The organism is Streptomyces sp. SID13666 (genome assembly GCF_010548325.1).
In the GTDB taxonomy this organism is placed as follows: Bacteria; Actinomycetota; Actinomycetes; order Streptomycetales; family Streptomycetaceae; genus Actinacidiphila; species Actinacidiphila fildesensis.
Window position 1 is genome coordinate 139,705 of the sequence record NZ_JAAGLX010000008.1, and the last position, 23,800, is coordinate 163,504.

The 23,800-nt window shown below is 72.1% G+C and carries 14 protein-coding genes; 8 read left to right on the plus strand and 6 right to left on the minus strand.

From position 1 onward, the window contains the following. Positions 1-35: 35 nt before the first annotated feature. Together G3I60_RS14405 and G3I60_RS46795 are read right to left on the minus strand one after the other, a co-directional pair. Positions 36-788 carry a GntR family transcriptional regulator gene (locus tag G3I60_RS14405; protein WP_138351053.1) on the minus strand — a complete coding sequence of 251 codons (753 nt, stop codon included), beginning with the start codon at positions 786-788 and terminating at the stop codon, positions 36-38. 77 nt (positions 789-865) lie between these two features. After that, entirely contained in the window at positions 866-1,945 is a 1,080-nt protein-coding gene (locus G3I60_RS46795) for a DUF4190 domain-containing protein (RefSeq protein WP_164295303.1), read from the minus strand. 170 nt (positions 1,946-2,115) lie between these two features. On the opposite strand from G3I60_RS46795, the gene G3I60_RS14415 reads away from it, so the two are divergent. The 3 genes from G3I60_RS14415 to G3I60_RS14425 all read left to right on the plus strand — a co-directional run bounded on the left by G3I60_RS14415 (position 2,116) and on the right by G3I60_RS14425 (position 6,263). Then, complete coding sequence (locus G3I60_RS14415) at positions 2,116-3,468, plus strand: glycoside hydrolase family 18 protein (RefSeq protein ID WP_138351055.1); 1,353 nt, start codon at positions 2,116-2,118, stop codon at positions 3,466-3,468. A 264-nt stretch (positions 3,469-3,732) separates the two neighbouring features. Beyond that, positions 3,733-5,745 carry a SpoIIE family protein phosphatase gene (locus G3I60_RS14420; protein ID WP_164295304.1) on the plus strand — a complete coding sequence of 671 codons (2,013 nt, stop codon included), beginning with the start codon at positions 3,733-3,735 and terminating at the stop codon, positions 5,743-5,745. Further along, on the plus strand, positions 5,742-6,263 hold the full coding sequence (locus tag G3I60_RS14425) for an ATP-binding protein (RefSeq protein ID WP_164295305.1): 522 nt from the start codon (positions 5,742-5,744) through the stop codon (positions 6,261-6,263). The genes G3I60_RS14420 and G3I60_RS14425 overlap by 4 nt, the downstream gene beginning before the upstream one ends. Before the next feature lie 18 nt (positions 6,264-6,281). Here the strand turns inward: G3I60_RS14425 and G3I60_RS14430 are convergent, their stop codons facing one another. From G3I60_RS14430 to G3I60_RS14440, 3 genes are all read right to left on the minus strand, one after another. Next, the gene (locus G3I60_RS14430) at positions 6,282-7,061 is read right to left on the minus strand and encodes an SDR family oxidoreductase (RefSeq protein WP_343241292.1); all 780 of its coding nucleotides are present in this window, start codon (positions 7,059-7,061) and stop codon (positions 6,282-6,284) included. Between the two features lie 76 nt (positions 7,062-7,137). Then, the gene (locus G3I60_RS14435) at positions 7,138-7,842 is read right to left on the minus strand and encodes a DUF4232 domain-containing protein (protein ID WP_164295306.1); all 705 of its coding nucleotides are present in this window, start codon (positions 7,840-7,842) and stop codon (positions 7,138-7,140) included. Positions 7,843-7,932: 90 nt separating this feature from the next. After that, complete coding sequence (locus G3I60_RS14440) at positions 7,933-10,578, minus strand: BTAD domain-containing putative transcriptional regulator (protein WP_164295307.1); 2,646 nt, start codon at positions 10,576-10,578, stop codon at positions 7,933-7,935. 214 nt (positions 10,579-10,792) lie between these two features. Here G3I60_RS14440 and G3I60_RS14445 point away from each other — a divergent pair, with 214 nt between their 5' ends. The 3 genes from G3I60_RS14445 (at position 10,793) to G3I60_RS14455 (ending at position 14,913) form a co-directional block, all read left to right on the plus strand. Beyond that, positions 10,793-13,144, plus strand: coding sequence for an FHA domain-containing protein (locus G3I60_RS14445; protein WP_138351059.1), 2,352 nt, complete (start codon positions 10,793-10,795; stop codon positions 13,142-13,144). A 123-nt stretch (positions 13,145-13,267) separates the two neighbouring features. Then, a complete protein-coding gene (locus G3I60_RS14450; protein ID WP_239069834.1) occupies positions 13,268-13,891 on the plus strand; it encodes a hypothetical protein in 624 nt (207 codons plus the stop codon). Continuing rightward, a complete protein-coding gene (locus G3I60_RS14455; RefSeq protein ID WP_164295308.1) occupies positions 13,888-14,913 on the plus strand; it encodes a serine/threonine-protein kinase in 1,026 nt (341 codons plus the stop codon). Before G3I60_RS14450 ends, G3I60_RS14455 begins: the two co-directional genes overlap by 4 nt. A 46-nt stretch (positions 14,914-14,959) precedes the next feature. On the opposite strand, the gene G3I60_RS14460 is transcribed toward G3I60_RS14455, so the two are convergent. Then, a complete protein-coding gene (locus G3I60_RS14460; RefSeq protein ID WP_164295309.1) occupies positions 14,960-16,240 on the minus strand; it encodes a streptophobe family protein in 1,281 nt (426 codons plus the stop codon). 137 nt (positions 16,241-16,377) lie between these two features. Between G3I60_RS14460 and G3I60_RS14465 the strand changes: the two genes are divergently transcribed. Then, positions 16,378-17,562: a DUF6777 domain-containing protein gene (locus tag G3I60_RS14465; protein ID WP_164607186.1), complete on the plus strand. Its 1,185-nt coding sequence runs from the start codon at positions 16,378-16,380 to the stop codon at positions 17,560-17,562. A 749-nt stretch (positions 17,563-18,311) separates the two neighbouring features. Beyond that, a complete protein-coding gene (locus G3I60_RS14470) occupies positions 18,312-23,732 on the plus strand; it encodes a sacsin N-terminal ATP-binding-like domain-containing protein (protein WP_164295311.1) in 5,421 nt (1,806 codons plus the stop codon). Positions 23,733-23,800: the final 68 nt, after the last annotated feature.

The following is a 23,800-nucleotide window of genomic DNA, read 5'->3' on the forward strand; positions in this document are numbered from 1 at the left end:
GGACCCCGATGTCCGGCTATCGATCACTTCACCGGTCACTTCACCGGCAGGTGGTATGCAACGCGGTACCGCTCGGCCGGCACGATGATGTCCGCGGTCTCCACCGGACGGCCGGACGCGTAGTACGTCCGCCTGACCTCCATCACGATGTGGCCGGGCACTCCGCCGAGCGCCGCCGTCTCGTCCGCGAGACCGGGCCGCGCGCCGACCTCCTCGACCATGTTGTCGACCACGAACTCGATGCCCGCCATCCGCTCGACGACGCCCTGCCCACCGAGCGGCCCCTCCTCCGGCAGCATCACCGGGGTGCGGCCGGTGACGGCCAGCGGCTCCCATGAGGTCGCGAGCATCATCGGCTCGCCGTCGGTCCGGTAGAGGTAACGCGTACGCATGACGCGGTCCCCCGGCTCGATCCGCAGCCGCTCGGCCACCGGCTGCGTCGCCAGGTCCTGGTTGCTGCTCGACTCCCAGGTGCCCTTCACGCCCTCGTCGCCCTGCTCCTGGCGGAACGGGCTGGGCGGGCTCGCCGGGCGGTAGCCCGAGCGGATGATGCGGCGCGGTTCCGCACGCTCGCGCACATACGTCCCCGAGCCGGAGCGTCCCTCGACGAACCCCTCGGCCATCAGCACCTTGCGGGCCTCCAGCGCGACGGTGTCGGACACCCCGTACTCGGTACGGATGCGCGCCTGGGAGGGCAGCCGGGTGTGCGGCGCGAGCGTCCCGTCGAGGATCTTCTGGCGCAGGTCGTCGGCCACACGAAGATATGCGGGCTGCTCACCGAAAGGCACGGTGCCCCTCCCTCAGGTTGACTATCTGCGACAGCTTGACAACCCTGGGTGGTTGACCGCAAGCCATGCCCAAAGGTTTACGCGTTGGTTCCCGAGTCCCCCGAGGACGCCTTGACCGAGCCGGTCATCTTCCGGCCGCCGTCGCCGAAGAAGCAGGTCACCCTGCGGTCGCCGTTGGACCAACCGCTCTCGCGCGGCAGCGAGTAGTAGATGCTGAGCGAGTCGACCGACCGGCCGGAGCCGTCGAGGTAGTCCTCCGCGAGCACATTGCACTTGGTGTCGGCCATCGTCTGCACCGCGTCGTCGCCGGGGTAGTCCGAGGACGCGTCCGAGAGGGAGGTGACGCCGAAGGTCTCCGCGTCGTGCTCCTCGGCGCACGGCACCACGTCGACACCCTTGGACTCGCCGCTGGATTCGCTGAGCGAATCACCGTGCAGGTTGAAGCACTGGCCCGTCCGCAGGTCGTCCGTGCGCGTGCCGCTGTTCAGGGCGCCGACCACCCCGAGGGTGATCACCACCGCGAGGAAGAGCGTCGCCACGCCGGAGACCGCGATGCCCGAGACGGCCAGCGCCTTGCCCTGCTGCCCCCGCTTGCGGATCTGGGCGAGCGCGACGATCCCGAACACCACCCCGAACACGGGGATGCAGCTCACGGCCAGCACGAAGGACGCGATGGCCATGCCGTTCATCGACTGCGGGGGCGGCGGCGGGTACCAGTACTGCTGGTACGGGGGCGGCGGGTACGGGCCCTGGGCGTAGGGCGGCTGACCGTACGGAGGCTGCCCGTACGGACCCGGCGGCGGGAACGGCGGCTGGCCGTGCGGCGCCTGACCGTACGGCGGCTGCGGCCCGGCCGGGGGCTGCGGGTACGACGGCAGGCCCGAGACGGTCGGATCCGGCGCGGGCCCGGTGGGCGCGGCCCACTCAGGCGTGGTCGGCTCGGACGCGGTCGGCTCGGCCGACTTCACCAGGCTCGGCCCGTCGTTCGCCGACGGCGGTGCGTCTTCCGGCTGCGGCTCATCGTCCTGCGGCGGCCGGGGCTGGTCCTCGGGCTGCGGCGGCCGGGGCTGGTCCTCGGGCTGCGGCGGCCGGGGCTGGTCCTCGGGCTGCGGCTGGGGCTGGTCTTCTGACGGCGGATGGGGCGGCGGTATGTCCACCCGGGGATCCTACGGACTCCCCGGAACCTTGCCGTACCCCCTTGACCGTATTGGTCTAGGCCAATACTTTCCTGTTCTGCACATCTCCGCATGTCCCGGCACAGCACTCCCGCACAGCGCTCCCCGCACAGCACGGCTACATTCCCGGCTCACGCACAGGAAAGAGCCCCATGCGTCGAAGATTTCTCGGCAGGCTGGCCGTCGCCGCCTGCTCCTTGTCCCTGGTGGTGGGGCTGCCCGCGCTCACCACCGCCGCCAGCGCGCACCAGCCCGGGCATCACCAAGGCCCGGAGTACAAGCGGGTCGGCTACTTCACCCAGTGGGGCATCTACGGCCGCAACTACCAGGTCAAGAATCTGCAGACCAGCGGTACCGCCGCCAAGCTGACCCACCTCAACTACGCCTTCGCCAACATCGGCACCGACGGCAAGTGCTTCGAGGCGAACGTGCCCGGCCAGGGCGACGCCTGGGCCGACTACCAGCGCCCGCTCGACGCCGCGAGTTCCGTGGACGGCACCGCCGACACCGCGGAGCAGCCGCTGGCAGGCAACTTCAACCAACTGCGCGAGCTCAAGAAGGCCAACCCGCGCCTCAGGACGATGATCTCGATCGGCGGCTGGGGCTGGTCCACGAACTTCTCCGACGCGGCGCTCACGCCCGCCTCGCGGAGCGCCTTCGTCGCGTCCTGCATCGACGTCTTCATCAAGGGCAACCTGCCGCTGCTCGACGGCAAGGGCGGCCCCGGGTCCGCCGCGGGCCTGTTCGACGGCATCGACATCGACTGGGAGTGGCCGGGTTCGGCCGGCAACACCGGCACCGTCTACCGCCCGGAGGACAAGAAGAACTTCACGGCGCTCACCGCCGAGTTCCGCCGCCAGCTCGACGCGTACGGCCGCCGGACGCACCGGCACTACGACCTGTCGGCGTTCCTCCCGGCCGCCCCGGCCAAGATCGACGCCGGCTTCGAGGCCCGCAAGATCTTCAACTACCTGGACTTCGGCACCGTCCAGGGCTACGACTTCCACGGGCCCTACGAGGCCACCACCAACCAGCAGTCGGCGCTCACCACTCCCCGGAACTCCCCTGTTCCGAACGAGTTCAGTGACGCGCAGGCCGTCGGCGACTGGCTGAAGCGCGGCGCGCCCGCCCGGCAGCTCGTCCTCGGCGTGCCCTTCTACGGCCAGGGCTGGACCGGCGTCCCCGACGGCGGCACGCACGGCCTCTACCAACCGTCCACCGGCCCGGCCCCCGCCACCTGGCAGCCCGGCAACGAGGACTACCACGCCCTCAAGGCCCTTGCGGCCTCGGGCACTTACCACGTGTACCGCGATACCCGTAACGGCTTCGCGTGGCTCTACGACGGCACCAACTTCTGGACCTACGACGACCCCCAGGTCCTCAAGGCGAAGACGTCCTGGATCCGCGACCACGGACTGGGCGGCGCCATGGTCTGGTCCCTGGACGGCGACACCGCCGACGGTGAACTGATCGCCGCCATCGACCGCGGCCTCGGCCACCGCTGAACCGCGGGGACTGCTGAACCGCTGAACCGCTGAACCGCTGAGCAACTGAACCGCTGATCCGACCGGTAGCGCCGCCCGGTCCACCGCCCTCACCGGCGGCGGACCGGGCGGCGTTCCGCAATACCGGTTCCACCTCAACACGTCAAGCCGCTCAGCGATTCTGCCCGAGTCCGATACGGGTTGCGTTACGTTGAGTTAATGACAGCTCACCCAGCGCGCACCGGGCCCGGGGGCGCTTCTGTCCAGCCCCGGAACAGCGGAGTGATGCCGGCTGCCCACGGTCCAGGATCCTGGGACCTGGCCGAGTTCCATCAGGAACTGAGCGCGCTCAGCGAGCGGATCTCCGATCTGCGCGGGCGCCGCGACGGCCGCCCCGCGGACATCCTCGGCGCACTCGACCTGGCACTCGTCGAACTGGAAGTCGCCGAGGACGAGTTGCGGACCTGCATGGAGGAGCTGCACGCGCACGGCGAACGGATCGCCCAGCGCGTCGAGGGCGCCGACCGCGAGTGGCAGATGCTCAACACCACCTTCCGCGAACTCCCCGTCCCGGTGTTCCTGCTCAGCCCCGAAGGCGCCATCCACCGCGCCAACGACGAGGCGGCCCGGCTGCTCGGCAGCACCGGCGAGCAGCTGACCGGGCAGCCGCTGGCGGCGCGGGTCCAGGCGGGGTACCGCCGGGTCTTCCGGTCGGCGCTCGGTGCCGCGCGGCGCGGCGCCCGGCCCGGACCGCTGCCCCTGCTGCTCACCAGCACCGACGGAACGAGCGCGGTGCGGATCCAACTGGCCCAGTTGCGGACCCCGCCGGGCGCCCGGCAGCTGATCTCCGCCGTCGTCCTGTCCCCGGACTCCGCCGAATCCCCGGACGCCCACGACCCCCGCCTTCCCCGCGACGATGCCGCGCGCACGGACCACGTCGCCGCCGGCACCGTCCACCGTGCGATCGCCAGCTCGAACCGCACGAGCATCCGCGACCGGAGCCCGGACACCGCGACCCAGCGGGACGAAGTCGCCATGGGCGTACGGCGGCTGGACGTCGTCTGCAGGATGACGCGGCTGCTGGTCGGCGAACCGCTGCGGCCGGGGCCCGGGCTGCTGGAACGGGCCGCGACCCTGCTGGCGAACGAGTTCTCCGCCCGGGTCATCTTCTTCCTCGTCCGGGCCGGGACCCCGCACCAGGTCGCGGCGATGCCCGCGGACGCGCCGCCGTACGCCCGCCCGGCACCCGGTCCCCGGCCCGGGACCCGGGCCGGCCGCGAGGCGTCGACGGCCACGGCGCAGCGCGTGGCCCGTGCCGTCATCGCCTCCGGCGCCGCCCTGCTCGAACCGGCGCCCCCCGTCGACAGCGTCACTCCGCGCCCCCTGGGCCCGGTCCTGGGCGTACCGCTGGGCAGCGGTCCCGAGACGCTGGGCGCGCTGGTCCTGCTGCGCCGCGGCGGGTCCCACGGCTTCACCCTCCCCGATCTCGGTCTGCTGGAGGAGCTGGGCCAGCACCTCGCGATGGCGCTGCTCGCCGAACGGGACCACCGCCGCCAGGAGAACGCCGCGCAGGTGCTCCAGTTCAGCCTGCTCCCGTCCGAGCTGCCGGAGATCCCGTTCACCGAGGTGGCCGGCCTGTACCGGCCGCCGGGTGACGGCCCGCAGGTGGGCGGCGATTTCTACGACGCGTTCGCCACCCTCGGCGGCTGGGGCCTGGTCGTCGGCGACGTCTGCGGCAAGGGCGTCGAGGCCGCGTCCGTCACGGCCGCGGTGCGGCACGGCATCCGCACCCTGAGCGTCTGGGAGGAGCGCCCGGACGTGGTGCTGGAGAAGGTCAACCACGCGATGGCCGTGCAGCATCCGACCGACCGGTTCGTGACCGCCGTCGTCGCCCAGGTCCGGGCGGAGCGGGGTCTGGCCCGGGTGCGGCTGGCCAGCGCCGGGCATCTGCCCGCCGCGGTACTGCGGGCCGACGGCACGGTCGGGTTCGCCCGGGGCGGCGGCCGGCCGCTCGGGCTGTGCCCATCCCCGGAGGCCGAGGTCGAGGAACTCGTCCTGAGGGGCGGGGACGTCCTGCTGATGTATTCGGACGGCGTCACCGAGGCCCGCGACCGTAACCGGTCGTTCTTCGACGACGACCGGCTGCTCACGGCCCTGGCCGGGACCCGCGGCCTGTCCGCGGAGGCGGTGGTGAGCACGGTGGAGCAACAGGTCATGGAATTCGCCGGCGGCTCCCCGCAGGACGATCTGACGCTGCTCGCACTGCGGGTGGTCCCACAGGAAGAGGACCGCTCATGAAGCAGCAGCCAGGCGCATTCGGGCGGAACGTGCTCCCTGCCGCCGTCCCCGTCTTAGCGGCCCCTACGGCCCCTTCCGGCCCGGTCCCGGCCGCGATCCCCGCGCAGGTCCCTGCCCCGGCTCCGGGCCCGCCGGGGACGGCCTTCCGGACCTTCCCCGGAACCCCGGCCCATGTCTCCACCGCCCGCCGCTACGTCACCCAGGTCCTCGCGGACCCGAGCTACCGCCACGTCATCGACGACGCCGTGCTCCTGGTGAGCGAACTGGCGAGCAACGCGATCCTGCACACCAGGTCGGGGGATCCGCTCGGCGGCTTCACCGTCGAACTGGGCTTCCCCGCGGGCACCGTGCGCATCGCCGTCCACGACCAGGGCAGCCGCGAGATCCCGCGGGTGCTGCACGGCAACGGGGAGGGCGGCCGCGGCCTCGGCCTCGTCGAGGTCCTCGCCGCCGACTGGGGCATCACGGGCGGTCCGGCCGGTCGCACCGTCTGGTTCGAACTGACCCTGCGGCCGTGATGCCCCCGGGGGCGGCCCTCAGCGGGCCGTGAAGCCGCCGTCGACCGCCAGTGCGGCGCCGGTGATGAACGCCGCCTCGTCGCTCAGCAGGAACGCGGTGAACGCGGCGATCTCCTCAGGGAGCGCGATCCGCCCCATCGGGTGCATCGCGGCGATCGCCGCCACCGCCTCCGGTGTCGCGCCCATCGTGGCCCGGAACAGCGGAGTGTCCACTCCCCCGGTCACCAGCGCGTTGACCCGCACCCCCTGCTCGGCGGTCTCCAGCGCCGCCGCCCGCGTCAGCCCGACGACCCCGTGCTTCGCCGCCACGTACGGCGAGACCCCGGCCATTCCCACGACGCCGAGATTGGACGCGTTGTTGACGATCGCGCCACCACCGGCCGCGACAATCGCCGGAATCTGGTACTTGAGCCCGTAGAACACGGTCGACAGATTGTGCGCGATATCCGCCTGCCAGCCGTCGGCGTCGATCGACTGCACCGGCCCGAACGCATTCACCCCGCCGACATTGTTGAAAGCCCCGTCCAGCCGCCCGAATTCCGCCACCGCGACCTCCACCACGCGGGCGGCCTCCTCCTCAACGGTGACATCGGCCCCCACGAACACCGCCCGCCCACCGGCGGCGCGAATCCCCGCGGCGACTTCCTCCCCGACATCCTTCCGCCGCGCGGCAATCACCACAGCGGCCCCTTCGGACGCGACGCGTTCCGCGACGGCCCTTCCCATTCCGGAGTTTCCCCCGGTGACGACAATTACCTTGGAATCAAAGCGAGATGACATGCCTTGAGCCTGCGCCATTGCCGCCGCGGGGTCCGGCGGGAATCAGACGTCGAATCCGGTCGACCTGATGGTCCGTAGCGCTCGCACGCGGCGCTCAGAACTCGTCGGCGCCGTTGCGGAGCTCGTACGTCCAGTAGCCGGTCTTCGCGACGGACTCGTCGACGGAGAGGCCGCCCGAGGGGGCGGTGACGACGCGGCTGCCTTCGGCGGGGCCGTTGGCGGCGAAGAGGTTGACGTTGAAGGTGGTGACGACCTTGTTGTTCTCGTGCACGCCGCCCAGGCCGACGCGGACGTTCGCGTAGGCCGGCTCGCCGGACTTCAGGACGATCGGGGTCGCGGGCTTGCTCTTCGCGACGGCCGGGATGTCCTTGGCGGTCTGGATGTCGCCGAAGGCGATCAGCGGGTACTGGAGGAGGCGGCAGGAGCGGCCGGAGGTGTTGAGGGCGGTCAGGACGATGTGCTCGGTGGGCGTCTCGTCCGCCTTCGCCATCGTGATCTTCACGTCCTTGTAGCCGCAGGCGGGGACCTTGGACGTGTCCGTCGAGCCGGTCGAGTTCTTACCGCCGGTGCCGGTGGTGGAGCCCGTCTTGCTCTTGGACGCGGCCGGGTCCGCCGTCGCCCCGGTGCCCGCCGTGCCGGCCGCCGGCTTCGACGCGGTGTCCGAGGGGGTCTGCGAAGCGCTCGGGGTCCCCGCGGCCTTCGCGTCGGTGTCGTTGCCGCCGCAGGCGGTCAGGCCCAGCGAGAGTGCGGCGACGACAACGGCGGCGGCGGCGATGGTGTTCTTGCGGTGGATACGCACGGTGGATCTCCCCGTAATGGATGGTCGGCGCACGCATTCGGTGCTGAATACAACCTTCCGGTGGCGCGCTGCCGTCCCGCTTACGTACCGCTAACGATCGGCTGACAGCCGTGAGAGCAGTTCCGCGGCCCGTGCCGAGCCCTCCGTGAACCCGGCCGCTTCGGCTGCTGCCGCAGCCCCTTTCAGCTGGTCAGCAGCCTCGTCGGGACGGCCGAGGGCGGCCAGCGCCTCGCCCCGGACGATCTGCAGCATCGCCCGGCCGACCACCGCGTCGGGGGAGACGAGTTCCGCCGCGGACAGCGTGTGCGCGAGCGCCTCCTCGTACGCCTCCGTGGCGATGCAGTGCCTCGCCAGATGCTGGAGGGTCAGCACCTGGGTGGGGGGATGGCCGGTCCGTGCGGCGAGCGTGACCGCGTGGGTCATCAGCTCCCCCGCCCGGACGTGGTCACCGGTGGAGTCCAGGACGGCCCCGAGGTTGACGTAGGCCACCGCCTCGCTGATCGCGTCGCCCGCCCGTGCGGCCAGTTCGGGCGCCTGCTCCAGCTGGACGAGCGCCTCGGCGTCCCGGCCCTCCTCGTGCAGCACCCAGCCGAGCAGCGCCCGCACCCGCGACTGCGCGTCCAGGTCGCCCACGTGCTCCGCCGATTCGAGCCCGGTCCGGAGGAGCGGCACCCAGCCGTCCCTGATCCGCCACAGCATCAGCGGCCACTGCACGACGGCGAGCCGCCAGGCCCGGTCGTGCAGGCCCATCGCGACGGCCGCGGCGACCGCGCCCTCCAATGCCGGACGCTCCGCCTCGTACCAGGCCAGCGCCGCCGCACGGTCCTCGAACTCCCTGGTCGCCGGGGGCCGTCGGAAGTCCGGGGGCAGCGAGTAGCAGGGCTGGGAACCGGGTTCGGCGGCGGCGTCCGCCGCGAGCCCTGTGTAGAGGTAGTGGTCGATGAGGCGGTGCAGGCCCTGGGGGTCCGCCTGCGGGGCGAGATGGCGGGCGTAGAGGCGGACCAGGTCGTGCGGCGTCCAGCGGCCGGGGACGGTCTCGGTGAGCAGATGGGCCGCGGCGAGCCGGTCCAGGTCGGCGGAGGCCTGTGCGGGGGACGTCCCGGCGAGCGCGCCCGCCGCGAAACGGTCCAGGTCGGATCCCGTGTGCAGGCCGAGCGCGCGGAACATCCGGGCGGCCGGCTCGGGCAGTTGCTGCAGCGTCAGCCGCAGTGCGGCCGAGACCCCGGTGTCCTCGATGTTCAGCAGGGCCAGACAGCCCTGTTCGTCGGCCAGTTCGCCGACCATCGCGTCGAGCGTCCACTGCGGCCGCTCGGCCAGCCGTGCCGCCGTCACCCGCAGGGCGAGCGGCAGCCCGTCGCAGAGTCCGGCCAGCCGCACGGCGGCGCCGGGCTCGGCGGCGACCCGATCCGCGCCCAGCACGCTGCGGAGCAGCGCCACCGAGTCGGCCGGCGGAAGGTGTCCGAGAGGTACCGGCCGGGCCGCGTCGGAGGCGATGAGGCCGCCGAGCCGGTCGCGGCTGGTGACCAGCGTCGTGCAGCGGTCACCGCCGGGGAGCAGCGGCCGGACCTGTTCGGAGGAGCGCGCGTTGTCGAGGACGACGAGGAGCCGGCTGTCCGCGGTGAGGGAGCGGAACATTGCGCCCATCGCGTCGGCGGTCTCCGGTATCCGCTGCGCCGGGGTACCGAGTGCCAGGAGGAACTCCCGCAGTACGGCGCCGGCTTCGGGCGCCGGGGTGTCGCTGAAGCCGCGCAGGTCGGCGAAGAGCCGTCCGTCCGGGAAGTCGGCGCGCCGGTCGTACGCCCAGTGCACGGCGAAGGCGGTCTTGCCGACGCCGGCGGGCCCGGTGACCAGGCAGACGGGCGCGTCCCCGGCATCGACGGCCCGGGCGAGCGACGCCAGTTCGACGCCCCGTCCGGTGAATCCGCGCGGCGGCCGTGGCAGCTGCTCGGGGACCGCGACCGCGGTGTGGAGGGCGGGGCGCTGGGCCGGCATGGGTTCCGCGGAACGCAGGAGCGTCGCGTACGCCTCGCCGAGCGCCTCGCCGGGGTCCACGCCGAGCTCCTCGGCGAGCAGCCGCCGGGTGCGGTGGTACCAGCCGATCGCGTCCGACTGGCGCCCCGAGCGGCCCAGCGCCAGCATCAGCGCGGCCGCCAGGGTCTCCCGCAGCGGGTGCGCGACGGCTTCGGTGCGGAGCACGGCGGCGGCCCGGCCGTGCTCGCCGAGCTGCCCGTACGCGTCGGCGAGCGCCTCCACCGAGGCCAGCCGCCGCTCCTCCAGCCCGCCGGCCGCCGCCTCCAGCGGCCGGCTCTGCACGGTCCCGGTGAGCGCGGGTCCCTGCCAGAAGGAGAGCGCCTCCCGCAGCATCCGCACGGCGTCGGCGGGCCGCCGCTGCACCCCGGCGAGCGCGACGAGCTCTTCGAAGCGATGGGCGTCCACCAGGGATTCCGGCAGGTGCAGGGTGTACGCCGTCCCCTGCGTGGCGAGCTCGACCCCGTACGCCGACGCTCCGTGCTCGGCGAGCACCGCCCGCAGCCGTGAGACATGGCCCTGCAGGACGGTCTTGGCGTGGGCGGGCGGCTCGTCCTCCCAGAGGGCGCCGATCAGCTGGCTGACGTTCACCGGGGTATTGGGCCGCAACAGCATCATGGCCAGCAGGCTGGAGCGTTTGGCGGGCCCCAGCGCCACGTCCCCGTTCTCCGTGACCACGGCGACGGATCCGAGCAGCCGGAATTCCACCTCATACCTCCACGATCCGCTTCGCCCCGGCAACCGAGGATACGCAGCGGTAGCCGGCCTCCGATGCCACCCCATGGCCGGTGATCCGAAGGTGATCGGCCGGTGATCCCTCGGTGATCACCGGCGCGGCCGGTGACGGGCGTCTGTCGACGGGCGCCTGCCGACGGGCGCCTGCCGACGGGCGGGGCCCGGCTCCCCGCCGTAAAATTTGACCATGGAAGACCGACCGGTCACTCCCATCGCACCCGAGCTCGTCGTCGAAGCTGACGGCGACTCTCAGGTGATGGAACCGAGCAGGTCCTACCGTATCGGGCGCGATCCGCAGAGCGACGTCGTGCTGAGCGACGACCGGGTCTCCTGGCACCACGCGGTCCTCCGGCCCGCCGTCGGCCACTGGATGCTGGAGGACGACCACAGCACCAACGGCACGTACGCCGACGGACAGCGGGTGCGGCTGTCCTCGGTCGGCCCCGGCAGCGTGATCCGGTTCGGTGACGCGGACGACGGACCGCTGGCGGTCCTCAGCAGACCGGCGGTGGTGCACCCGGCGGAGGTCCGGCGGCCGTCGTCCGTCTCGCATCCCGCCGCCACCCGTACGTTCCGCCGGCCGAGTTCCGTGCGGCCGCTGCCCTCGACGGCCCGCACGGTGCGGATCGGCCGCGCTCCCGACAGCGACCTGGTGATCGACGAGCTGGTGGTCTCGCGCCGGCACGCCGAGCTGCGGGCGGGTCCTGACGGCTACGAGATCGTCGACCTGGGCAGCCACAACGGCACCTATCTCAACGGCCAGCCGGTGGCCCGCGCCCCGGTGATCCCCGGCGACATCGTCGGCATCGGTCACTCCGCCTTCTGCCTCGTCGGCGACGAACTCCAGGAGTTCGTCGACACCGGCGAGGTGTCGCTGGACGTGCAGGACCTGGCGGTACGGATCGACAAGGGCCACCGGACGCTGCTGGACGGGATCTCCTTCCCGGTCGGCGAGAAGTGCCTGCTGGCGGTGGTCGGCCCGAGCGGCGCGGGCAAGTCGACGCTGCTCAACGCGCTGACCGGGCAGCGCCCCGCGGACGAGGGCACCGTCCTCTACGACGGCCGGGACCTGTACCGGGACTACGCCGAGCTGCGCCAGCGCATCGGCCTCGTACCGCAGGACGACATCCTGCACTCGCAGCTGACCGTGCGGCGGGCCCTCGGCTACGCGGCGGAACTGCGCTTCCCCGAGGACACCGTCAAGGCGGAGCGGCAGGCACGGGTCGACGAGGTGATCCAGGAGCTGGGACTCGGCCAGCGGGTCGGCCAGCCCATCCACAGCCTCTCCGGCGGCCAGCGCAAGCGGGTGAGCGTGGCGCTGGAGCTGCTGACGAAGCCGTCCCTGCTCTTCCTCGACGAGCCGACGTCCGGTCTCGACCCGGGCATGGACCGCTCGGTGATGCACATGCTGCGCGGCCTGGCGGACGACGGCCGCACGGTCATCGTCGTCACGCACAGCGTGCTGAGCCTGGACGTCTGCGACCGGCTGCTGGTGCTCGCGCCGGGCGGGAAGATCGCGTACTACGGGCCGCCGGAGGACGCGTTGGCGTACTTCGGGTTCGAACAGTGGCCGGAGGCCTTCGAGGCGTTCGAGAACGACGGGGAGCGCGACTGGTCGGGCCTGTACCGCGCCTCGCCGCTGCACCGGCAGTACATCTCGACGGAGTCCCGGCAGCCGCAGCACGTCCCCGGGCCCGCGCGGGTCCCGGTCGCCCCGCCGAAGCCGCAGAGCTGGGGCGCGCAACTGCGCACGCTGGTCCGGCGGTACGCGGCCGCGCTGACGGCCGACCGGACGTTCCTGATCATCATGGTGGCCCTGCCGTTCGTGATGGGCGCGATGGCGCACGCCCTGGCCGGCAGCAAGCTCACCCAGGAGACGGCGTTGAACGGGCTGCTGATCCTGTGCGTCGGAGCCGTGCTGACCGGCGCCGCGAACGCCGTACGCGAGCTCGTCAAGGAGCGGGTGATCTACCAGCGGGAACGGGCCGTCGGGCTGTCCCGGTCCGCGTATCTGATGTCGAAGGTGGTGGTGCTCGGGACGATCACGGTGGTGCAGGCCGTGGTGCTGACCATGGTGGGGCTGTTCGGCGTGGATCTGAACGCCCCTGGAGGGAAAGGGGTGTTCCTGCCACCGCTCCTCGAAATCACCCTCGCCGTGGCGTTGCTGGCCTTCACCGCGATGATGCTGGGCCTGTTCGTGTCCGCGCTCGTGCGGAAGGAGGAGGTCACCATGCCGCTGCTGGTCCTCCTCGCGATCGTGCAGGTCGTGTTCTGCGGTGCGCTGCTGAAGCTGAACGGCGTGCCGGGGCTGGAGCAGCTGTCCTGGCTGGTGCCGTCCCGCTGGGCGCTGGGCGCCATGGCGGGCACGGTGGGCCTGCACCGGATCGTGCCGCAGGAACTCACCTCGGACCCGCTGTTCCGGCACTCGCCCGGGGTCTGGCTGCTGAACATGGGCATGCTGGTCGTCCTCTCGGCGGTGCTGGGGTTCCTGGTCGCCAGGCTGCTGCGGCGGCACGAACCCGCGATCATGCGGAAGTAGCGCCGAACGCCCCGCGCTTTCGCCTGCCATCCCCACCCGTACCCGTACCCGTGCCCGGAGGAGCTGCCCGTGACTGTCGCTCCCGACTTCCTTCCCACCCATGTCGTCCCGCCGGAAGGCCTGATGACCTGGTCGGCACCGGACGCGACGCAGCCGAGCGGCCCGCTGGACCCGCTGCTGCCCGTCCAGGTCGTCGACCGCCGGGGGGACTGGGCGCTGGCGCTGTGCTCCAACGGGTGGTCGGCGTGGGTGGACGGCCGGCTGCTGCTGTCGGTCCCGCACGGACCGCCCGCCGCCGGGCAGCCGTCCGCCCGGACCGCCGACCCCCGGCCGCTGCTGGCCACCGTCGAGGCCGAGGTGGGCCGCTACCGGCGGCTGGTCGAGGAACTGGGCGCCGGGCAGCTGGACGGCGAGGAGTTCCGGGAGCGCACGCGCGGCATGCGGGTCGGTGTGGTCGTGGACGGCGAGGCGGTCTGGCTCTACGACCAGCGCCACGAGCGGTGGTGCTACTGCGACGGGGTGTCGCTGCGGACGTTCGCCGCCTCGCAACGGCCGTCGGCCGGGGGTGGCGACGGGAACGCGGACAGAGGCGGCGGGGCCGCACCTCCTGAAGAGGCGGCCGCCGGCGCCGACGAGACCCGGGTCGCCGAGAAGACGAGGTTCGCCGATGGGCCCCCGGCCGCCGGGAAGACCCGTGTCGTCCCGTCGGCCGACCATCCGCCGACGCGGTTCGGTGAGCCCCGGTGACCAGCCGGGACCCCTCACCCGACTCCGGACTGCGCGGACACCGGATCGCGGAGTACCAGCTGGAGGACGAGATCGGCCGGGGCGGTATGGCGGTCGTCTACCGGGCGCGGGACCTGCGGCTCGGCCGGACCGTGGCCGTGAAGGTGCTGGCGCCGGAACTCGCCCGCAACGACAACTTCCGCAAGCGCTTCGCCCATGAGTCGCGGGTGGCGGCGGCCATCGACCATCCGCACATCGTGCCGATCTTCGAGGCCGGTGAGACGGACGGCGTGCTCTACATCGCCATGCGGTACGTCGAGGGCAGGGACCTGCGGGCGCTGCTCGACCGCGAAGGGACGCTGTCCCTCGAGGCCACCTGCCGGGTGGCCCTGCAAGTGGCCTCGGCGCTGGACGCCGCGCACGCGCACGACCTCGTGCACCGGGACGTCAAGCCCGGCAACATCCTGTTGGCCGAAGGCACCGACAGCGACCGTCCCGAGCACGCCTATCTGACGGACTTCGGCCTGACGAAGAAGTCGCTGTCGCTGACCGGCTTCACCAGCGTCGGGCAGTTCGTGGGCACGCTGGACTACGTGGCGCCCGAGCAGATCTCGGGCCGGCCGGTGGACGGCCGGTGCGACGTCTACAGCCTGGGCTGTGTGGTCTTCGAGATGCTGACCGGGGCGCCGCCGTTCCGCCGCGACGACGACATGGCCCTGCTCTGGGCGCACCAGTACGACTCGCCGCCGGGCCTGTCCGAGCTGCGGCCGGGCCTGCCGCAGGCCGTGGACGCGGTGCTGGGCAAGGCCCTGGCCAAGGCCCCCGAGAACCGTTACGAGACCTGCCGGGGGTTCGTCACGGCGCTGCGGACCGCCGGCCGGAGCGGCCGGCCGGGGACGGCGGGGACTCCGCCGGCCGAGCATGCCGCCACCCGGGTGAACTCGGGTGGCGGCGCGGAGGCGGACGGCCGGCGGCAGCGGACCGCGGCTCCGCCGCCACCACCGGGCTGGGCCGCGCCGGTGTTCCCGGCCCGCTCCGGCTGACGTTCACCGCCCGTCACGTCGCGGCCACGACAGCCCCCTGCCCGTCTCAGTCCGCCGTCGCGTCCTTCACATCACCCGGACGATGGCGTACGTGCCGGGCCAGCAGGCTGCCGAGGAACCCGGTGACCAGCCCCCAGAGCGCCGCCAGGACGACCAGCAGGAAGAGGTGCGGTTCCAGGGAGACCTCTCCGCCCAGACCGCCGCCGAGGTCTCCGATGCCGATCAGGGACAGCCCGTAGCGCGCGGAGATCCGGGTGGTCAGTCCGACGAGGAGCAGGGCGACGGCCGAGGCCACGGCCATGTCGACGGCGTGCCGCCACGCCGGCGTCCGGACCGGGGAACGTACCGCCGCGACGAACCCGGCGCCGAGCAGCGCCACGGCGGCCACGGCCACCAGCAGCCAGGCCCGGCCGTCGTACTGGGCGAGCGAGCTCATGTCGAGCGTCCGGTCCACGCCCTTGCTGCGGAGCACCTGGTCGAGCACGTGCGGCATGGGCAGCCCGATGGCCTGGTCCACGTGCCCCTCCCACGTTCCGCCCATGCCGAGGCCGAGTGCGATCCAGACCAGGTTCGGCAGGCCGAGGAGCAGGACGGCGACGGTCTCAGCCGGATGGCCCCGTGTGATCAGGGTGACCAGCCCGGCGATCAGGCCGATCACCACATAGCCGAGCAGCACCAGCAGCATCGCGAAGGCCGGCGGCCGGACGGAGTTCTGGAAGTGCAGCAGCCGGGAGGGCAGCGGTGCCTTCCGGGAGACGAGGAAGGCGAGCGCGAGCACGGCCAGCACCCAGAGGAGGCCGAATCCGAGGGTCGGGGGGACGTCCGCGCGGAATCCGACCTGTGGCGTCGCGCCGAGCGCCTCGCCGAGGTCCTGCTCGATGCCGTTGCCCACCGGGATGCTGAAGGTGTGGCGGGCCGCGAGGGCGAGCAGCAGGAGCAGCAGCAGCCAGAGCACGGCCGTTCGGGCGACCCGGCCGAGCAGCTCTCCGACGTCGGTCACCGCCCTCGCGCGCAGCGGCAGCAGGAAGACGACGGCGGTCACGAGGGAGCCGGCCAGCGTCACCGACAGCGGAATGACGTCGATGGCGGCGTCCGTCCGGGCGAGGAACCCGGCGTCACCTGACAGTTCGACCGAGCCGCCGACCGCCATGACGACCACGGCCGCGACCACCGGGGGGAACGCGCCGCCGGGAAGGTCGCCCGCGCCCGCCGCCCACAGGCCGAGGGCGGCCACGACGAGCATGACGGCGGTCCCCGCCACGGCTGTGGCGAGGGCCTCTCCCCAGACCCGGAGGGCGCTGGGAACGGGGCTTCGCGGCTGACTCACGCTGTCTCCTGCCGGGAACGGAGGCGATGCAGAACTTGCGGGCGACAGTGCACCGGATCACACAATGGACCAAAACTGATGATTACTGGGCAAATTTCTCACTGCGCCGGACGATCCGCGCGCCGGAAGAGGGACTCGTGACATCTGCACCGCCCCCCGAAAGCCACCCGACCGGCCCACCGTCGGGCCCGCTCGCCGCGCCGCGCCCGTCGGACCCGACGCAGGCCATGCCCCGGCAGCAGCCCGCCCCGTCGGGGCAGGGCGGCTCGCCGGGCGGCCCCGAGGACGGGAGCGGCGGCCGGGGCGGCGGAGGCGGCGGGGACGGGAGCGGGGGCCCGGGAGACCACCGGCCCTGGTGGCGGTCCGCGCCCCGGGTCGCCCTGATCGCGGTCGTCCTGGTCGCGGCCGTGGCCCTGGTCGTCTTCCTCACCCGTCCGGACAAGAAGTCCGCCGACACGAGCGGTTCCGACAGCACGGGCCCCGAGCTGTTGCTCCAGCCGGCAGCCGCCGCGGGCACCGCCCCCTTCACCCAGTCAACGGCGAAGGACTCCTCGGAGCCCGCCTCCGCCAGCCCGATGCCCAGCCTGCTGTCCAGCGGGACGGACGGCACCAGCACCGCGGACGGCTCGGCGCCCGGCCTGTACGGCGGCACGCTCAAGGTGTCGAGCTGTGACGTCGAACGGCAGATCGACTTCCTGACGGGCGACGCGGCGAAAGCCAAGGCCTTCGCCGGCGTCGAAGGCATCGAGCCGTCCGAAATCCCCGCCTATCTGCGCTCCCTGACGCCCGTACAGCTGCGCATGGACACCAGCGTCACCAATCACGGCTTCAAGGACGGCAAGGCCACCGCCTTCCAGTCCGTGCTGCAGACCGGCACCGCCGTCCTGGTCGGTGACCGCGGGGAGCCGCGCGTACGCTGCGCCTGCGGCAACCCGCTCCAGTCGCCGGCACCCGCGCAGAACGCGAAGACGACCGGACAGGCATGGCCGTCCTACGACCCGGCCAAGGTGGTGACCGTGGCGGACGCGAAGAAGGACGTGGACGCGTTCGTCCTCTACGACGCGCAGACGGACCAGTGGTTCAAGCGCCCGAGGGGCGACACGGGCGCCACGGACACCCTGACGAACCGTCCGGGCAGCGTCACCTCCACCCCGCCGACGACCACGCATTCGGCCACCCCGTCGCCGCACTCCTCGACAACGACCCACTCCCCCTCGCCGACCCCGACCCACTCGCCGTCGACCTCGACGACCCCCACACCCGCCCCGACCACCACCGCACCCACCACCTCAGCCCCGGCACCCGAGCCCCTCACGTCCTGACGTCGTCCGGACGGCGTGTGGTCATCCGGCCTGTTCTGTGGTCGTGATCGCCCGCCGCAGGGCCGGGCGTTGCCCAACTCGTCCGCACGCCGGTCGAGTTGGGCGAGCTGGGCACGGAGTTTGTCCGATTACGGCGGACCACCGGTCGTCGTGCACGGCTTCGCCCCCACCACCGCCGGCGACCTGGCAACGCTGGCCACGCTCGCGCGCCGCCATCCGACCGCTGGGCCCCGAGGGCCTTGTGGAGAAGAGGGCGATGCCAGCACGGGAACCGGCAAGGGGTCGACTCCCGAAAGAGTCGACCCCTTGCCACCTGCGAACCTGACGAGCAACCCAGCTTGCGGTAACGAACCGATCAGACGTTGAAGCGGAACGTCGAACACAAGGCTCTCACCTGCGAAAACGGTGCTGTCAGGCGGGTCATCCCAGCACCATCCCAGCACGGGCGTTCCATCCCAGCAATGTGCAGCTCAGACGCCCCACCGGCCCGCCCCTCAACCCATCGCTGGGTGCTAACACCCGATTCGGTCGGCCCCTCAGCCTGGTCCGCCGCGATGAGGGGCGTCGGCCGCGTTACGTTCTGCCGTACGGCAACGGCCCCAGGCGCTCGGCAGCCCGTGCCGGCCCAGCCTGGCACCCCCAGACGTCGAGCTCAGTTTCGAGCCACGCTCCACACTGTGGCCCCTCGCGCCCCCCGGTGTCGGTGCGGCGGGATAGCGTCCTCATCACGCTGAGGTAAGGGGAGAACCATGGCGAGGAACGCCCGGGCCGAGCAGCTGCGGGAGTACGGCCGGTCCGTGCTGGAGGGGGCTCGGTCGGAGCAAGTCCTGCGCATGGCACGGCAGGTGAACGCCGTGTCGTACACGAGTGCGCGAGAGTACGCCGGCCGCTCGCTCTTCGAGCTGCTCCAGAACGGCTACGACGCGCATCCGAGGAACCGCCGCGACGGACGGGTCCACGTCCTGCTGGACGAGGCGGAAGGCGAGTGGGGAACGCTGTACGTCGCCAACGGCGGAACCCCCTTCACTTGGCAGAACGTCAAGCAGATCTGCGAACTCGCGCAGAGCTCGAAGGAGGTCGGCGAGGGCATCGGGAACAAGGGCGTCGGCTTCCGCAGCATCCTGCTGATCAGCGACACGCCAGAGATCTACAGCGCAGACCCCGACAGCCCACTCGGTCCGGAACTGGATGGGTACTGCTTCCGCTTCGCAGCGAAGGCCGACGTGGAGGAGTTCCTCGCCAGCGAGGAAAACGCCCACGAGGTGGCCGAGAAGTATCCGCCGCTCCAGGCACCTCTGCCGCTGAACGACGTGCCGGCGACCTGTCGGCAGCTCGCCGCCCTTGGGTACGTAACCGTCGTCCGGCTGCCCCTGCTGAACGAGGCCGCCCGGGCCGAGGTCCGGCTGCGTATGCACGAACTCGCGGAGGCGAAGGTACCCGTGATGCTGTTCCTCGATCGGCTCGCTGGCCTGACGCTGGAACGGCGGGCCGACGGTGAAGGCGAGCTTGGCGACCGCCACGAGGCATATAAGCGGCATGAGCTGACCCGCTCCGAGGAGCGCTTCGCGGTGGCGCAGGACGGTGCCAGGCACGGACCCCCCGTCTCTTTTGCGACCGTGGACCTGGGGCCGTCCGGCAGCTTTCTCGTAGCCCGGGGCACAGTGGAGAGGGAACGGCTGAACAGCACGCTCGCCGATGCTGTGAGTTCTGGTCTCCTCGACGACACGTGGCAGGAGTGGAAGCGGTCCGCCGTCGTCGAAGTCGCGCTCCCGCTGCCCGCCCCGCGCCGACCGCGACGCGGGCAGACCTACACCTTCCTGCCGATGGGCGAGGACCAGGCCGCGCCGTTCCCGGGGCACATGAACGCCCCGTTCTTCACCAAATTCGACCGCACCGGGCTTCCCTCCGACAACCCCCTCAACGTGCTGCTGCTCGATGCGGTCGCCGAGACCTGTCTGGCGGCCGCCGCGATACTGCGTACCTTGCCCGAGCCCTCCATGCGGCAGCTGGCCGTGGACATGGTGAGCTGGGAGAGCGAGAAAGGCTCGGCGGGGCGGCTTCGCGCGGCGGCCCGGCGCGTGCACGGGAGCGAACTCGCCGACGTACCGCTCGTGCCCGTCCTCGCCGCGGACGATGCCTCGCCGGCGGCGGGATGGGCCCCGCCCCAGGGGGCGGTCCTGTGGCCAGACCTCGACCTGACAGTCCTCACGACACACCACGCGCACGAGGCCGGCATCGTGGTGGCGGACCCCGAGATCGGCGGCGACCGGCTGAAACGGCTGGCCACCCTGTGTAAGGCCCTCGCGTGCCCGTGGGAGCCAGGCCCCGAGATCCTCGCCGAATATGTGGAACGGATCGTCGGGGGCCTTCCCCTCCCCCGGCCCGGTGAGTCCCCCGACGAGCAGTGGAGCGCGCTGTACGAGGATCTGGCCGACCTCTTCGAGGACAATGGGCACGTCCTGCAGGGCAGGCGGTTGCTTCTCTCGGAGGACTGCACACTGCAGCACACCAACCGTCCCCTCGACAGAGCGGGGAGGGGCACAAGTACACGCGCGCAGGGCAAGCCGAGTCGTCAGGGCACCCGCGAGGCGTTCTTCCAGCCGGTGCGTACGGAGGCGAACCAGACCGAGGCCCCGTCCGTCCCCGCCCTGCTCGGCAAGCGGTTGTTCTCCCTGCACCCGGGGCTGGTCTGGAAGGACCGCGGCGAGCGTACGCACGGGCGTGCCGCCCGCAACTTCTTCGAGCAGGAGGGGCTCGTCCGGCCGTACGACACGAGGGGCCTGCTGGACCACGTCCGGCAGGCGCTCAGCGCGAGCACCGATCTCCGACTGCGGCTCCAGACGCTGCGGTTCGTCTTCCGGCTGTGGCAGCCGCGGCGCTCGCTGGGCGGGACGGAGATCTCCTCGCTCGGGCTGTACGTGCCGTCGGCGGACGGCCAGCTGATCAGGGCGAGCGGCGCCGTCTTCGGCCGGGGCTGGGGCCGCGCGTCCGTCGGTGAGGACCTGGCGGCGGTGGTCGCCGCCGGCCAGGACGTGTCGAAGAGCCTCAAGGCGATCGCCAGACGCATCCTCGCCGCGCCCGAGGAGTTCGCCAAGCGGGGCGAGATCACCTCTGAGGAGTGGCGGGTGTTCCTGCTGGAGGCCGGGGTGGCCGACGGGCTGGTCCCGGTCACGTCCCTCGACGCCTCGAGCCGGGTGGACCAAGGCCGGGACCTCACCGCTCGGCAGCTGGTCCGCATGGCGAAGGTGTCTTCCGAGGTGCAGGAGCAGTGGGAGCCGTACGTCCGCAACTGGTCCGGTGCCTACTACCCCCGGACGCCGTACCGGGGAACGCCCGCCTGGCGGCTTCCCGGCCAGGACGTCGTCGGACGTCTCGGGCGGGAGGCCCAACTGGCGTACGCACGGCTCGTCCTGCACGGCCTGTCCAGCTGGGAGGACGAAAGGTTCACCAGTGTCTGGACCAGTGCCGGCAGCCAGAGTTCCCCGGACACAGAACGGGTCCCGACCCCGCTCGGCGCCTTCGTCCGGGAGCAGCCGTGGCTCCCGGTGCGTGGCCGCGACCGGGCCTTCCGGTTCTTCCGGCCGGCCGACGCCTGGCACTGCCCGCCCGGGCTGGAAGAAGAGCCCTCCTACGCGCCGACCATCGACCATCGGCTGCGCCACCTCCTGGAGCGCGGGAAGGCGGGCGACCGCCTGCGGGAGATGCGCCTGCCGACCTGGGACGACGCCCGCGACAGCGCCCGCCTCATCGCCGCGCTGGGACAGCTCTCGGCGGAGGGCGCGCTGGGGGCCGAGGACCGGCCCGCAGCGCAGCGCGCCAACGAACGCGCCTGGAGGCACTTCGTACGGGGGCCCGATCCCGCACTGCCCGAGGGCGCCAGTCTGCTCGCCGAGTCCGGGAACCGGCTGATCAGCGTACCGCTGTCCGCCCTGGACGGCGGGGAGAACGATGGCGACGGTGATGCCGAGACCGTGCTCTACGTCAGCGGTGAACGCGACAGCCTGACGCCCCTGCTGATACGGGAGATGGAACGCCCCCTGCTCACCCTTCCGGGTGTCTCGGCGGAGGCCGCCGAGCTACTGGCGGCCGAACACCCCGCCACCGTCCGGCACACCGACGACCTGATGTTCACGGTGACCGTGGACGGCGCACGGGTCGACCCCGCGTCCATGGGGGAGCCGCTGGTCCAGCGGCTGCCCTGGCTCACGCTGGCCGTGGGCGTCCTCTCCGACCACCTGGCGCGCGGCCCGCGGGCGAGTGAGGCCGAACTGAGCGAGCTGACGTCCCTGGTCCGGAGCGTACGTCTGCACCGCTACCGCTCCTGGCATATCGAACTCGACGGCCAGCCTGTGACGTTGCCAGGCCGCCTCGGCGGAGTGCTGCCGCTCCCCGATCCGAAGCATCCGCTCGTCCTCGCCCCGGCAGGAGAGCCGGGCTGGCCTGAGACCACCCGCATCGTGGTGGCGGTCGCCGAGCTGCTGGGACGGCGGGAATTCGGCGACCGGCTGCGCCTCGCCGCTCACCAGCTCGCCTCCCGCCACGCCGACCTGCGCGACCCGGGCCAGGAAGAGCTCGCCGACGCCCTGGAAGTGACGGCCCACCAGGTCGAGGAGACAAGCCGCCGGATCGATGGGGCCATCGGCGTGGTCCTGGAGCGCTGCCGGCCCTTCCTCGTCCACCTGCTCGGCACGGAGACGGCGAACTCACTCCTCCTGCCGCCTCCGAGCGATACCCGGGAGTTCCAGACTCACCTCGATGAGCACGCCGCCGAGCTCCCGGTCCCCGTATCCGAGTTCATCGCCAGGGCCCGCGCGGCCCGCCGTACGGACGAACTGAGGCGTGACCTGGGCATTGGATTCGCCGAACTGAACGACACCCTGCGCGCGATGAACCCACCCCAGGAACCGGTCAGCCACGCCGACGAGCACGAAGAGGCGCTCCGCACCTACCTTGATCTGCACAAGAAGGACCTCGTCGACCGGCTGCGCTGGGCGGTACTGGAGGACTTCGACGCGCGCAGCCCGATGCCCGACTGGCCCTCGATCCGGACCCTGGACTGGATCACCGCGCCGGAGGAATGGGAATACACCCTGGACACGGCCGACACGGGGATCCTGCTGGCGCTCGTGGAGGAGCAGCTGGCGCTGCGCCTCGGGCGCCCGCTGCCACGGTCGGGTGAACGCCTGCCCACCCTCGACCAGGTACGCGGCGCGAACCACCGTACGATCACCGGCCTGGCCGCAGACCTCGCGGTCCTGGTCAGGGCCGCCGGACACCCATTGCCCACGGCCCTGACCGGATCCGAGCCCGCCGAGGAGGTCACCACGCGGCTGGAGGCCGCGGGCGCGCTGGACTTCCGCCCTCTGTCCCCCACCGACGTCGTCTCCTGGCTGGCGGCCCTCGGCCAGTGGCCCCACGGGATGGCAGTGGCGACGGAACCCAAACTGCACGGGCTGTCCGAGGCTGACCTGGACCGGGTGCGCAACGCGGCGGAACACGAGCGCCGCGAACGGGAACGCAAACGACGGTCAATCTCCTTCGGAGGCCGCGCCTTCGACGTGCACTCAGGCGACTTCACCGCCCTCACCCGCGAACTCGACCGGGTCCTGCAGAGCGGCTCGGCGCCGGGCATCACCGCCCTCGGGCCGCTCCGCTTCACAGATCCCCGTCCCCAGACCGGGCGCGCCCAGGCCACCGGTCGCACGCGCGGATGGCGGTACGGGGGTGGCACGGACAGCGGGCTGACCACGGCCCAGCGGGAGGCCATCGGGTACGTGGGCGAATGGTATGTGTACCAGTTGCTGTGTGCGCGCTACCCGGACCGCATGGACGAGACCGGCTGGGTGTCGGGCAACCGCCGCAAAGCCTTCCCCGGTCCGTCCGGCGACGACGGCCTCGGCTTCGACTTCCGGGTCGGCTCCGGCAGCCGGCCCTACCTGTACGAAGTGAAGGCGACCGGGGGCGAAGGCGGCCGCTTCGAGCTGGGAGAGAGCGAGGTCCGCGCGGCCCGCCAGCACGCGGGCAACGACCGTTGGCGCCTCCTGGTGGTTACACACGCCCTCACTCCTCACAAGATGGCCATCCAGATGCTCCCCAACCCCTACGGAAAGCGCGGCCAGGGCCGCTACCGCGAGGAGGGCGGGGCACTGCGCTTCTCGTACCTGCTGTGACCTTGACGTTCGACCCCGGCGTGAGATGAGTCGGGGTAACCGTCAAGGCAGTCCAAAAGCAGGTCACC

Excerpts from the sequence above, each read along its gene's own strand:
- G3I60_RS14425 (WP_164295305.1), top strand. The coding sequence starts at position 5,742 with ATGAAGCAGCAGCCAGGCGCATTCGGGCGGAACGTGCTCCCTGCCGCC.
- G3I60_RS14445 (WP_138351059.1), top strand. The coding sequence starts at position 10,793 with ATGGAAGACCGACCGGTCACTCCCATCGCACCCGAGCTCGTCGTCGAA.
- G3I60_RS14430 (WP_343241292.1), bottom strand. The coding sequence starts at position 7,061 with ATGGCGCAGGCTCAAGGCATGTCATCTCGCTTTGATTCCAAGGTAATT.
- G3I60_RS14415 (WP_138351055.1), top strand. The coding sequence starts at position 2,116 with ATGCGTCGAAGATTTCTCGGCAGGCTGGCCGTCGCCGCCTGCTCCTTG.
- G3I60_RS14470 (WP_164295311.1), top strand. The coding sequence starts at position 18,312 with ATGGCGAGGAACGCCCGGGCCGAGCAGCTGCGGGAGTACGGCCGGTCC.
- G3I60_RS14420 (WP_164295304.1), top strand. The coding sequence starts at position 3,733 with ATGCCGGCTGCCCACGGTCCAGGATCCTGGGACCTGGCCGAGTTCCAT.
- G3I60_RS14450 (WP_239069834.1), top strand. The coding sequence starts at position 13,268 with ATGACCTGGTCGGCACCGGACGCGACGCAGCCGAGCGGCCCGCTGGAC.